The organism is Flavobacterium sp. MMLR14_040, from assembly GCF_033657265.1.
In the GTDB taxonomy this organism is placed as follows: domain Bacteria; phylum Bacteroidota; class Bacteroidia; order Flavobacteriales; family Flavobacteriaceae; genus Flavobacterium.
Genome location: NZ_JAWVWO010000003.1, coordinates 109,480 through 122,179 on the forward strand (window position 1 = coordinate 109,480; position 12,700 = coordinate 122,179).

Annotated in this window: 10 protein-coding genes; all 10 read right to left on the bottom strand. The window is 32.9% G+C overall.

The window, feature by feature from the left end; translation table 11 throughout:
- Positions 1-137 precede the first annotated feature (137 nt).
- The 10 genes from SD960_RS05675 to SD960_RS05720 all read right to left on the bottom strand — a co-directional run bounded on the left by SD960_RS05675 (position 138) and on the right by SD960_RS05720 (position 12,434).
- The gene (locus SD960_RS05675) at positions 138-1,436 is read right to left on the bottom strand and encodes a phenylacetate--CoA ligase family protein (RefSeq protein ID WP_318801377.1); all 1,299 of its coding nucleotides are present in this window, start codon (positions 1,434-1,436) and stop codon (positions 138-140) included.
- The gene (locus SD960_RS05680; protein WP_318801378.1) at positions 1,433-3,094 is read right to left on the bottom strand and encodes a C45 family peptidase; all 1,662 of its coding nucleotides are present in this window, start codon (positions 3,092-3,094) and stop codon (positions 1,433-1,435) included. Before SD960_RS05680 ends, SD960_RS05675 begins: the two co-directional genes overlap by 4 nt.
- A 42-nt stretch (positions 3,095-3,136) precedes the next feature.
- Positions 3,137-4,654 (bottom strand): NAD(P)/FAD-dependent oxidoreductase, encoded by a 1,518-nt coding sequence (locus tag SD960_RS05685; RefSeq protein ID WP_318801379.1) that lies wholly within the window; start codon positions 4,652-4,654, stop codon positions 3,137-3,139.
- On the bottom strand, positions 4,655-8,332 hold the full coding sequence (locus SD960_RS05690) for a 1-acyl-sn-glycerol-3-phosphate acyltransferase (RefSeq protein ID WP_318801380.1): 3,678 nt from the start codon (positions 8,330-8,332) through the stop codon (positions 4,655-4,657).
- Between the two features lie 166 nt (positions 8,333-8,498).
- Positions 8,499-9,680 carry a DUF2062 domain-containing protein gene (locus SD960_RS05695; protein ID WP_318801381.1) on the bottom strand — a complete coding sequence of 394 codons (1,182 nt, stop codon included), beginning with the start codon at positions 9,678-9,680 and terminating at the stop codon, positions 8,499-8,501.
- A gap of 19 nt (positions 9,681-9,699) precedes the next feature.
- Positions 9,700-10,185: a hypothetical protein gene (locus SD960_RS05700; RefSeq protein ID WP_318801382.1), complete on the bottom strand. Its 486-nt coding sequence runs from the start codon at positions 10,183-10,185 to the stop codon at positions 9,700-9,702.
- 2 nt (positions 10,186-10,187) lie between these two features.
- A complete protein-coding gene (locus SD960_RS05705; protein WP_318801383.1) occupies positions 10,188-10,559 on the bottom strand; it encodes a 3-hydroxyacyl-ACP dehydratase in 372 nt (123 codons plus the stop codon).
- Between the two features lie 9 nt (positions 10,560-10,568).
- Positions 10,569-11,186: a porin family protein gene (locus SD960_RS05710; protein WP_318801384.1), complete on the bottom strand. Its 618-nt coding sequence runs from the start codon at positions 11,184-11,186 to the stop codon at positions 10,569-10,571.
- A gap of 20 nt (positions 11,187-11,206) precedes the next feature.
- On the bottom strand, positions 11,207-11,842 hold the full coding sequence (locus SD960_RS05715) for a hypothetical protein (RefSeq protein WP_318801386.1): 636 nt from the start codon (positions 11,840-11,842) through the stop codon (positions 11,207-11,209).
- The gene (locus SD960_RS05720) at positions 11,808-12,434 is read right to left on the bottom strand and encodes an outer membrane lipoprotein carrier protein LolA (protein WP_318801387.1); all 627 of its coding nucleotides are present in this window, start codon (positions 12,432-12,434) and stop codon (positions 11,808-11,810) included. Before SD960_RS05720 ends, SD960_RS05715 begins: the two co-directional genes overlap by 35 nt.
- Between the last annotated feature and the right edge of the window lie 266 nt (positions 12,435-12,700).

Below are 12,700 nucleotides of genomic sequence, written 5' to 3' on the forward strand. Positions count from 1 at the left end.
TTGTGCAAAATTACAACATTTAGTTCAATTTGTACCAAATTGAGGTTCAAAGGTTCAGAGCAACAAAGGTTCAAAGTTTTATCTCAGACTTTTACAAACCTTTGTTGCTCTGAACCTTTGCAACTTTGTACCTTTTTTTATTGAACTCGGTAATCAAAAAAGCGAATTGGTTTTCGACTCATCGGATTAAAAACCAAAGGATTTAATATTTCCTTTGGAGCAAATTCTATTTTTGGAGTTACTCTTAATTTTGCTCTGAAGTGATCTTTTATTTCTTGTAGAAATTCAGGCGTTTGATTTTTGGCAGCGATTTTTATCAGGATTTCATCTGTTCCTAAATCGTTTGTAGAAATCTCGATAATATGATTTTCGATGTTATCAAAGTCGCTCAAAACATCATTCATCGCTGGTGGATAAAGTGTTGTTCCTTTATATTTTATCATTTGCTTTTTACGACCCACAACCGGACCAACACGAACGGTATTTCTTCCGCATGCACAAGGTTCATTATGAAGCTGTACAATATCTCCGGTTTTAAAACGCAATAAAGGCATGGCTTCAATACCCAAAGTAGTAAAAGTCAATTCGCCGATTTCGCCGTTCTTTACCGGATTATTTTCTTCATCTAAAACTTCAATAATAATTAATTCCGGATGATGATGGCCGCCAATACCATGTTCACATTCTGTAAAAGCAGTACTCATTTCTGTAGAAGCATAAGTCGAAAATAACTGAATATTCCATTTTTCAGTGATTTTTTTAGACAAAGTATTCATCGAAAAATCCTGATTGCGCAATGACTCGCCAATGCAAATGGCACCTTTTATACTTGAATTATTATAATCAATTCCGTGTGCTTCAGCATATTCAATTAACTTCAATAAAAAAGAAGGAACCGTAATTAAATAAGAAGGTTTGTATTTTAAAATAGAATCCCATTGCAATTCCGGAATTCCCGCACCAACGCGAATAACACCAACCTGCAGTTTTCTTAATCCTAAAAAGTAAGCCAGACCAGCCATAAATTTTCGGTCAATTGTTGTCATTAATTGTACCACATCGCCTTCTGCAATTCCGGCGCAGGCAAACGAAATTGCTTCGTTATAAGCCAGTCGATCCAAATCAGAATCTGTTAAACCAAAAGTAACCGGATCGCCCAAAGTTCCTGAAGTCGAGGCATAATCGATAATTTTATGCTGCGGAACACACACAAAATCATCATTATATTGTTGTAAATCTTCTTTTGTTGTTACAGGTAAATGCTGTAAATCTTCCAGCGTTTTAACTTTAGAAATATCGATATTCTGACCGGCAAAAAGACGTTTGTAAAAAGGAGAATTTTGACTGATATAAGATAAAAGCTCGGCTAATTTCTGCTCTTGAAAATTTTTAATTTGTTCTAAAGAATCCTTCTCTATTGTTGGAATCGTGTTCATTTTCTTTTGAGTTTTTTTAAATATTTTTCAATTGCTTCTTTATCAGGAACAGTTGTAATTTCTTTGGTTAATGCTTTTTCAAAATTGCTTTGCGCAAACTGAAAATATTTCTGTTCGTAAAAATACAATCCAGCTTTATAATACACAACCCAATAATCCGGGTTTAAAGATTGGTAATTCTGAATAAATTCGAAAGGAATTTTCGTTTTATTTTTCAAATACAAATCAATTTTGTGGTCTTCAATTCTAAACTTTTGATAGTTTAAAAAAGCCGTCGTTTCTAAAAAAGGATCTTTGGCAATATTAAGGTTTTCTTCTTCAAATGAAACAGGAAGAGCTGTTTTTCTTTCTTTAAAAATCGAATCTAAATTATAACAAACAAACTCGCCCAACTGATACGGATTTGCAGAAACCCAAACCAATTTTTCTTTTGGTTTAAAAATAATTCCGTGATGCGCCATCAATTGATTGAGTGCTTTTTCGTTGCCATAACCAAGTGCTATATTTTGTAAACCATCTCGATTTCTCAAAATATCAGATGCTATTTTTGGATTAATTTTTGGGTTTTCGCTAAAAAGTTCCTGCATTCTGTCATAACGATATTTGGAATGACTGTTGGCAATTTGCGACAAATTTCGTTCATCGTTTTTAAAAGCATCACTTTGAAAATGATTCGAGCAAATTAACTGATTGCTGTTTACGACATCAAAAACATCCATTTTTTCAGGAGAAACTTCAATCAAAACGGCTTTATTATCGTGTGCACTTCCAACCATAATAGATTCTGAAACAAACAATTGTCGCTTTTTTGCAATTGCAACTGCTTCCTCAATATTTTTTGCGTGCTGTAAAATCTCCCGGGTTAATATCGAAATTGGTGTTTTGGCAATTATCGGAATTTTCGATTTTCCGGCATTGATCGTAACCGTTAAACCTTCCTTATTCATTCCCGAAACCGTACCAACCATTCCCGGCCAGGTAACAGTCATAAACGGATAACCTTCCTTCGGATTTATAAACGCGACGATTTTATTTTCTGCGAAAGCATCATTAACATAAAAATCAAAATTACGTCCTAAAATCAAATTTCCATCTTCAGATTTTTCGCCCCAAGCCGCAAAAGACGAACAGCCAACTAAAGCCAAATCCTGTAAAGCGTGACCAATATCGTGTGCAGCATGCAAGTATAAACTGCGTTGATATTGTGGCGCAATGTTATTAAAATCCTGCGAAGTATATTGCGAAACGCCGTAAATTTCCGTTTGATATTCATTAGGAACATTCAAATATAATTTTCGATTGTACCATTTTAAAAAATTCCGAAGTAAATTTTGCTGAAATTTTGAAGGAACAATATCTTCAATTCTGCCAAAAAATATTTGTTCCTGTTTCTTTAAAAGTGAATCTGATAGAGCTCCTGTCGTAAGTCCAATTTCTAATGGATCGCCTTCAGCATACAATTCCCAAAGACCTTGTTTATTTTTTAAAAGTGAATTTTTTCCAGATGTAAAAAGTACATCTGAATGTTTTGTTACAACTGGTTTTGCAGCATTATAATTCGAAATTTCCGGCAAATGATGCATTGATTTTGAGGTACCACAAGAAACTAGTATCAGTATAAAAAATATAGAGGATAAAAGTAAGCTTGAGTTTTTCATAACACTAATAGCTGAGTTGGAATTTTGAATTTTTCTTTAATTCTATTCAGATGCCTGATTGATTTTGGTTACTAAATATTCTTTTCCAACAATCTCAGAACACGTTACAACCGCTCCAATTGTTACACCCAAAACGCCATGCATATTGATACTTTGACCGGTAAGATAAAGATTGTCCAGTTTTGTTTTTGACGGAATCAATGTTTTCATCGGGTTGCTGGCGTCTTTTACATAACCGTACATATTGCCATTGCTGCCGCCAATATAATCGCGGTAAGAAAGCGGTGTAGAAGTATGAATCGACTGAATGCATTCTGTAATTCCCGGAAATTTTATCTCAATTTCTTTTAGAAACTTTTCGACTTTTCGGGCTTTAAATTCTTCATAACTTTCACCACGATCACTTTCCTCGGCAGTTGTATTAAACGTATTTACCCAAGGCGCAACATCATCATATTTCATGTAGGTAATAAAAGTCATTCCCTCTGCCCATTCTTCCTGCTTTTTAGACGCATTCATAGAAGCCATAAATGCTTTTGGCCACGATTCTTCATCATATTCATGACAAGTCCAGACTTCGCTGCTTTTCTTAAAATGATAATGATTATGATTGATGTATTTAAACGTTTCCGGTTTAAAAACAATGTATAAACTGAATGCAGAAATAACACCTTCGAGACTTTGAACTCGGCTGAAAAAAGATTTTCTAAAATGTTCCTCGCCAACCATTTTCAAAGTAGTTTTGGGTTCAATGTTCGAAATAAAATAAGACGCAGAAACCTGAGTTCCGTCTTTCATTTCTACAGAAGTTACTTTGTTTTCTTCAACATTAAATTTTACAACTTCTTTGTATTTATAAAATTCTCCGCCGTATTTTTTGAGTTGTTTTAAAAGCTGTTTCGTAATCTGACTTCCGCCATTAATGCAGCGCCACGAACTTTGTATATAGGAGTTTACCGAAAGGGCATGAACGTAAAAAGGCGATTTATCCGGAATCCCGGCATACAAAAAATTAGAACCCGCCAAAACCGCTTTTAGTTTTTCATTTTCAGTAAAAGCGTCAATGGTTTCTTTTGCATTTAATGCCAGGATTTCATTGTCATATTTTCCTTCCCATTGCAAATTATAAAGCGGAAAAGATTCGCAGATCACTTTTATCTTATCACAATATTTTTCGATGTTTTCTTTTTCATCCGGAAAAAAAACACCTAACTGATCTACAAAATTATCGTAACCCTGCGCATGTGGATATTCGTTTTCATCATCTTCAAAAGAGATAATATCAAAACCATTATCATCCATTTTTTTTAAATTCAAATGATCGATAATGCCCAGATATTTAAAATATTTATACAGATTTTCTCCTTCGCTTAAACCACCGATATAATGAATTCCAGTATCAAAAATGGTTTTATCGCGAACAAAAGTCTGCAGATTTCCGCCGTATTGATTGTTTTTTTCGAGCACGCAAACGCTGTAACCTTCTTTGGCCAGAATAATTGCCGAGACCAAACCGCCTAAACCGCTGCCTACAATTACAACATCATACTGCTCTTTCATTTAATTTTTCTTTAATACAATTAGATTATTTTCTTCCAAATCAGAAGAAAAACCAAAGTTAAGCAATGTGTTTTTTAAACGGGAGTTATCGATTAAAATAATGGTAGAAGTTGCAGCAGCAATTTTTTCGATATCGCCAATATTTTCATCAGAAATTAAAACGGCATCGTATTCATTTTGTAACGCCAATTCGATATTTTCTAAATAAGAGATTTTTCTTTTTTTGAGGAAATAATTTGTTTTTGCAACCAATCGTTTTTCTTCGTCGTTAATAAAAGAAACTACTTTTCGCTGCGGTTCCTGCAAAGTCAGCAAAACGTCTAATTGCCCATAATCATTCGCTAAATGCAATATTTTGGCTTTTGCCGAAAGATGTTTATTAAGTCGATGATAGATTTCTAAATGACTTTCGAGATTGCTTTTCACACTTTTTATGACTTCCATTTCCTTGTAATCATAACTGTGAATCAGCATTTTCCTGAAGTATGCCGGACCTTCAAATTCCTGACGAATCTTGTGGTATTCCTCTTTAAAAAAGGAACTTAATTGTTTCGTTCTTTCAGCATAATTTTTTCCGAAAGAAAGATTATCAGGCGCAATTCTTTCTAAAATAGAAATCGTAACCTGACTGTGATGAATAACAAAATCACCTTTCGGGATTGCTTCTGAAGCACCGTGAATAATAACCGGAATGATATCCAGATTAAATTCTTCGGCAAGGAAAAAAGCACCTTTATGAAAACGCTTAATCTGATTGCTTTCTGAACGGGTTCCTTCCGGAAAAACCATTAATGAATATCCTTCATTTACTTTTTGACGCAAATGTTCAACACCGCCTTCAATTCCTTCAGAAACCGGATAAAACCCTGCTTTTCTAACCGTTCCGCCAAAAATAGGAGAATTATAAACCCAGTCGCTTACCAAAAATATAATTTTCGGACTTAGCATTCCCATTGCCAGAATATCAATAAACGAAGTATGATTGGCAATAATTATGGCTGGTTTTTCGAAAGTTTCATTGTATTTATTAATGACTCTTTTATGTAGAAAAGGATTCGAATACAAAACTGAATTCATGAATTTTGAAATTGCATATCGAAATGCCTTCATTTTTGTTTTCTCCTTTATCGGAATAATCGGCATGATGGTGATGCTGAAAAGTGACATTAAAATTCCGCCAAGTCCATAATAAGTAAACGAAATTACACCATGAATAAAAGTTCGCAAAACAAAAGGAGGATTTCCTTTTTTCGAACGATTTGATATAAATAATTTAAAGAGAATCGGGTAAAAGATAAAAGTGATAATCAATGCGGCAAAAACCCCAATTAACGAAACCGAAGAAATAGATCTAAGTGCCGGATGCTCTGCAAAGATCATGGCGCCAATTCCTAAAATAGTGGTGATAACGGCCAAAATTATTGACGTTCTGTAAATCGCAATTTCGTTTTTTCCGTTTGTATATTCTTTTTGAAGCGCACTTGTCATGAAAATACTAAAATCGACACCATGTCCAAAAATCAAAGTGCAGACAATCATACTGAAGATATTCATTTGAATGCCAAAAATGCCCATAATTCCTGCGGTGACAATCCCAGTTAAGGCAATCGGAATACAACTTACAATGACCAATTCGATTCTTCGGAAAAAGAAAAACAAGATCAGAATTACAGCAACAAAAGAATAATTTACCAGCGAATTAAAATCGGTTTTTAAAGTACTAAAAAACGTTTCGTTCATTTGTTGACGGTCAATCGCAATAATATTATTTTTAGCTGTAGCTGATTTTACAAAAGTATCCCGTTGGTTCGGTTTTACTTTTACTAAAGTTGAAATTGTATAAAAACCATTTTTTTCCGTTACAAATTCTTTTAGCTGTAACGCCTGAATTTTTAAATAATCGTTTGCAGCAATTGGTTTGAAATCAAAATTTAAATGCTCAAAAAAGATAGAATAAGTTGTTGGTTTAAAACCAAGTTTTGAACCTTCGGCAATTAATTGAGATTTTAAAAGTTCTTTTTTATTGGTGTTCCAAAAAGAATTCCATTGTTCTATTTTTTGTTTTTGTGCTGCCTGCGAAAGCATAATTCCGCCAACTGAACTGAAATTTAAAATTTTATCCTGCTGTTTTGCTGTAGATAAAGATGAAAAAAGCTGGTTGTTGTTTTGCAAAACTTCTTCCATACTGTTTCCATAAGCAGCAACATAAATGGTTTTTGAAGTTAAACTAGTGCTTTCTTCCAAATCTTTTTCGGCAGCTTTAATTTCCTTCGGAACAAAATTCAATTGAGACAAATCGTTATTGAAGCCAACATTATTATAAGTAAAAAAGCAAACAATGGTAATTAGAACGCAAAAACCAATCAGGAATTTATTGTTGTGAAACGAAAAATGGGCCAGTTTATCGATAACATTTTTCTTATGATCAAAATTATTTTCTTTTGGTTTGTACAAATGCGGCACAATCAAAAGAGAGAAAAATGCCGAAGCCATAACAATCACGGCAGCAAAAATTCCCAAATCATTTAGGGCGTCAGATTTTACAAAAAGCAAACATAAAAACGCAACGGCAGTTGTTGAACTGCTCATAATTACGGGCATCGTAATGTCTTTGTAAAGTGTTTTTACATCGCTGTTATGTTTGTAATGAGTAAGGATATGAATGGAATAATCGATGGTGATTCCTAATAAAATAGAACCAATTCCGAGTGAAATCGCTGAAATAGTTTCTTTTACGAAATATAAAAACGCAACGGCAAACAAAGCGCCAAAAACCGTGGGAAGAAAAATAATAATTGGGATGAATATCTTTCGATAAAATAAAATCAAAATCAACATCAGTGTAAACATCGCGATTGATGTTGTTAAAATAATATCGCTTTTAATTTGATTGGCATTGGCAACGGCAATCAAAGCCGAACCAAAATAACTGATAGACGTTTTGGTTTTATATTGCTGATTTAAATGATCCTGAATCGATTTTAATTTAGCCGCAAAAATGGTGTTTTTTTCTGTTTCACTCGACGGAAGATTTGACGTAATAAAAAGCAATAATTTCTTTTTGTCTTTTGTCATCACAAAACCATTGTCGAGCGTAAAATCGTCGCCAATATTTAATTGTTGTAATTTTTTTAAAGCGATAAATGAAATCCCCAGCGGATCCTGCAGAATAAAATCTTTGGTGATAAATCCTGAAGGTGAAATAATAGATTTGTAATTTCCCTGAACCGTTGCAGCAATACTGTCTTTCTGTAGTTTATTCTGAATCGCTGCATAATCTTTATTATCTAAAAAAAGCGGTAGATTATTATATACAAAATCAATAGTTTCCTGAATGTTTTCTTCGTCAATTTTTCCCTGAATTCCGGTTACGTAAGGTTTACAAGATTTGGCAACGCTGTCTGAAAATGCGGTTGCCATTTGTTTTAAATCTTCGTCTGTTCCGTTTTTATCGAGTTTGAAAATGACGGTGATTTTATCAGCAAAATTAAGTTGTTTGAGGACTTTTGCCGTAACATCCGCTTTGTCATTTGTTGGGATAAGTTTGGTAATATCTTCTTCAAATTTAATTTGAGAAGCAAAAAAACCGAAAGCAAAAAGCATCAAAATGGCCAGAAAAACCGACAAGGATTTTCTTCGGTTTACAAATAAATGAATGGCGTAGAAATAGTGATGCATGATTGTTTATTATTGTTTTTGCCACAGATTACAAGATTAAATTGATTTTATAATGCTGCGTTATTTTGCCACGAATTTCACGAATTTTCACGAATTAATTTGTGTAAATTCGTGAAATTCGTGGCGAAAAAATCTTTTCAAATCATTTTAATCTGGGGCAAAATGTCTATGTATTACTTTTATTAGAACTAAAAACGCTTAAAAGCATGTAACTTAAAAGACCTGACGATAGCGCTAAAACGGATGCTAAAATAAGACTTCCGACGATATATTGTGTGGCATTTTTTTGAATATCGTCGAGCGTAAGTGAACTATCTAAGATTAATGGCGCATCTGCTGAGACAAAAAAGCTTCCCATTTTTAGCGAACCGTAGATAACAAAAGGGATAAAAGGGGGAAAGCTTACATTGGATGCCATATAAGCGATGACTTTATTGAGCTTAAAAATTGTCGCAAAAAATAAGAGCAAAACAGTCTGAAACCCCCAAAATGGGGAAATTCCTATAAAAACGCCCAACGCAATTGCAGCCGATTTTTTAAAATTAGAATCACCGCTTTCTAAAATGTCTTCAAGAAAGAATTTTTTAAAGCCTTTTTTTTTTGCTCTTCTAAAAAAATCTCTCGGTTTGATGTACAGCAAAGCGTTTAAAACCAAAACCGTATTTAAAATACTGATTCTGGTAAAATCCTTAAACGGACGAAAATGCGAAACCCGCTCTGCAGGATCGTATAAAATCTGGATTGGAATGTTTTTTACTACAATTCCTTTCCACGCCGATCGTACAATTACTTCAATTTCAAATTCAAATTTATTGGTGTAAAATTGCTTTGGAATTAATTGGAGCGGATATAATCTAAAACCTGATTGTGTGTCTTCGAGTTTGATTGTGGTTTCGAACCAAAACCAAAAATTCGAAAATTTGTTTCCAAAACTGCTTTTTCTAGGCACATTTTCCTGTGTCATGTTGCGGCTTCCAATCAATAAAGAATTGGGTTTTTTTTGAATTTCGGCAATAAAATTCGGAATGTCAGAGGCAAAATGCTGTCCGTCAGAATCGATTGTGATAGCATATTCGAAGTTCATTTCGATTGCTTTTCTAAAACCATTTCTTAACGCTCGCCCTTTTCCTATATTTTTTGGATGATGAATTTGCGTGAATTGCGAATATTGTTTTAAAATTTCGCTTGTTTCATCAGTAGATCCATCATTAACAATAATGATATTTTGAGTGAAATCTAAAATAGAATCCAGCACTTTTTTTAGCGTTTTGTGATTATTGTAGGTTGGCACAATAACACAAAAATTAGTAGAATTAAGTAATTCCTGCTGAGATAAAGTTGGTTGCATGGGGGGATTTTTTCTTTATCTACTTCACAAATTGCTTCTCTTTTTCAGAGAAACTTTTCGATTGTAAAACAAAGTCTTTTAGATATTCTTTCAAGGCACCGCTTTGTTCTGCATAATGCGTTGTAATGAATTTTTTGTCTTCTTTAATATTCTTTTTATAACCCGTAATTCCAGGTACATCTTCCTGAATACTTAAACGAATCATTCTGATTTCGATATTGTTCGGATCGCTTTTTAAAGTTGCCTCAAGAAGTTTTGCACCTTCTTTAAAACGCGAAATTTTACTTCCTATTAAATTTTCAAACTTAGAATCGACCAAAATTGAAGCTGCTTTGTAGGCCACTAAAATTTTCTCGTCACTGTTTGAAATTCCGGCAAGTTTTTCTGTAAATTCTTTAGCATTTGCTTCTGATTTAGCAACATCAGGATACATTTTTCGGATAGCTGCCAAATCTGGATTTACGGCAAAATTGATCCATAAAAGTAGTGAGAATAGTAATTTCATAATTATAATTTTTTGTACACATTGCTTAATTTCAAGGCAATGGTGTCGTTAAAATAAGTCGTGTTTTTCACTTTAACCAAATCATCTTCGGTTGTAACAATGTCAAGTTCCAGGCGCAATTCCGGAGTTGCCTCGGGATTAATCAGCGCCATGAATTTTACATTCGACAGCGTTTGAATCATCAAAGTACTTTCAGTTATTTTCTCTGTAAGTTCTTTGATAATCTGAATCATGCAAACGCCGGGCATGATAGGATTTCCAGGAAAATGGCCTTTAAAAACATCATGCTTTCCATTGACCAAAATCGTAATTGTATATTTAGAATCAGTTGTTTTTTCTTCTGACAGAACTTTATAAAAGTCTTTTAAAACCATATTTATTTTTTATTTTACTTTAAAGGTATAGCTAATACCAATCTGGAAAACCTGATTTAAAATTAAATCTTCGTAATAATAATTGTCGTCATTATCATATTCAATGCCATCATAGCCATAAATATCAATAAAGCCCTGTTTAAATCTTGCTTCAAATGTTAATCCGTTTGGCAAAGAATAACCCACTCCTGCGATTATAGAAAAATCAAAATCGATAGGATCAAAACCATATCTGCCAAAATTATCACTTGTTTTAAAATCTGCAGATGGACCTGCCAAAATATGAAAACCTTGTCCGCCAAAATGAAATTTAGCCACGGCATCTAATGAAAGATAATTTAATTCATATTTTGCTCTCGTTCCAAAATCAGGATTTTGTTCGCTATAATATCGACCTTCAGAACCTTGTCGCGAATAGGTTAATTCAGGTTGAAGCGTAAAATATCTATTGAATTTTATAGCAACTAAACCGCCGGCATAAAAATCAGATTTTAAACCATTGTCATCAATATTTGTTAATCTTGAAAGATTTAAACCTCCTCGCAAACCTGGGCTAACCGTTACCTGAGCTTGAGATGATAGAATTCCGATAAATAAAATAAAAGCAAGTGTAGTTATTTTTCTCATTTTAATTTTGGTTTAAATTTCTACTCTGATTTAAAATAATTCAATTCAATTTTCAATTTAATATTCTGATGGATAATCTCAATTTTTTCGGCAAAAATATCGTTTTCCGAATTAAAAAGAAGCGTTATTTTTTCTTTTGTTTTCGACGAATTAATGACTTTCTCTAATTTACGATCTTTTTTTGATATAAAAAGATAATTATCTCGTTTTCCGTATTCAGATTTGTAAATATCGTCTGACTCATTTTCAAATTGCTCCTGAATTTGGTAGTCTTTCTTTAAAAGCAAACGAAAATCGTCTCTTAAAGTATTCACCAAAATTTTGCGATCTAACTCAGAAACAATCGAATTGACTTTGAAATCTTTTTCAGAAATTTCAAAATCTAATAACTTGTTTCCAAACTCTGTGGTAAAAACTACGCGATGCGTAGTGTCGTTTATTTTCTTGGCAATAAAAATTCCCGTTAAATCATGACCATAAACCGTAATGTTTGCTTTATAAACATAATCGGTTTTAGAATCTTTAAAATAGGGAACTTCGTAAGATGTTTTGTCTAGTTTTTTGGGAGTATAGTTTTTTGTGACCGAGCCACAGGAAACCATAATAATTGCCAGTAAGCAATTAATTAGTAAAAACTGAATCGTCGATTTTTGCATTGATCACTTTATTTTTAAGTACAATTCTGGTATAATCTTCAGATGATTCCAATAGTTTTACCTGTTCTACAGTAGCTTCTTCTTTATCAAAAGTAAGTTCAATTTGTTTGATGTATTTTTTTAAAGTAGCATCTTTGGGAATAAACTTTGCAATATTTTGTCCTTTCGATTTAAAATACGAAATAGTAAATTCTTTATCGTCAAACATGTTTCCGCTAACACTTCCGATAATTAATTTATTGATGCGGCTAAAAATTTTGCTGTTGCCAATATCGACTGCACTTTTTTTGCCTTCGTCATTAATAAGGATTTTTCCGTTTTTGAAAACGATACTATAATTGTATGGTTTTTTATATTGCCATTGAAGTAAATTAGGTTCCTTAAAAATCATTTTTCCTGATGTTTCAATATCCTTAGATAAAAAATCCAAATGTTTGTACTGAACAAAATCAGTGCTTAAAGTTTTGATTTTTTTAGAAACCACATTTACATCTTCCTTAAAAGATGCAATTTCTGCAGCCGTCATTTTTTGTTCCTGAGCAAACAAATTGCCTGAAATAAATAGAATTAATAGTGCTATTTTAGTTTTCATATTTTGTAAAAATTGTGCTTAAAATATTTTGCCACAGATTCAATGATTTACACAGATTATTTTAACACATAGAAACATAGAATATTGAACTTAAAAAAGGCGTTTCACTTGCATTAACAAACATAGCTATGTGTGAGAAACTAGTTTCTTTTTGATTACTTTTTCAAAAGCATAAAATCTATGTTTCTATGTGTTTAATTAATTTTTATACTACATCCAATTGCTTGAATTAAAATCCGTTTTTATCTGTGTCTTCGCTTTAGCGA

Coding starts and splice junctions, on each gene's coding strand:
- SD960_RS05675 (WP_318801377.1), bottom strand. CDS start 1,436: ATGAACACGATTCCAACAATAGAGAAGGATTCTTTAGAACAAATTAAA.
- SD960_RS05680 (WP_318801378.1), bottom strand. CDS start 3,094: ATGAAAAACTCAAGCTTACTTTTATCCTCTATATTTTTTATACTGATA.
- SD960_RS05685 (WP_318801379.1), bottom strand. CDS start 4,654: ATGAAAGAGCAGTATGATGTTGTAATTGTAGGCAGCGGTTTAGGCGGT.
- SD960_RS05690 (WP_318801380.1), bottom strand. CDS start 8,332: ATGCATCACTATTTCTACGCCATTCATTTATTTGTAAACCGAAGAAAA.
- SD960_RS05695 (WP_318801381.1), bottom strand. CDS start 9,680: ATGCAACCAACTTTATCTCAGCAGGAATTACTTAATTCTACTAATTTT.
- SD960_RS05700 (WP_318801382.1), bottom strand. CDS start 10,185: ATGAAATTACTATTCTCACTACTTTTATGGATCAATTTTGCCGTAAAT.
- SD960_RS05705 (WP_318801383.1), bottom strand. CDS start 10,559: ATGGTTTTAAAAGACTTTTATAAAGTTCTGTCAGAAGAAAAAACAACT.
- SD960_RS05710 (WP_318801384.1), bottom strand. CDS start 11,186: ATGAGAAAAATAACTACACTTGCTTTTATTTTATTTATCGGAATTCTA.
- SD960_RS05715 (WP_318801386.1), bottom strand. CDS start 11,842: ATGCAAAAATCGACGATTCAGTTTTTACTAATTAATTGCTTACTGGCA.
- SD960_RS05720 (WP_318801387.1), bottom strand. CDS start 12,434: ATGAAAACTAAAATAGCACTATTAATTCTATTTATTTCAGGCAATTTG.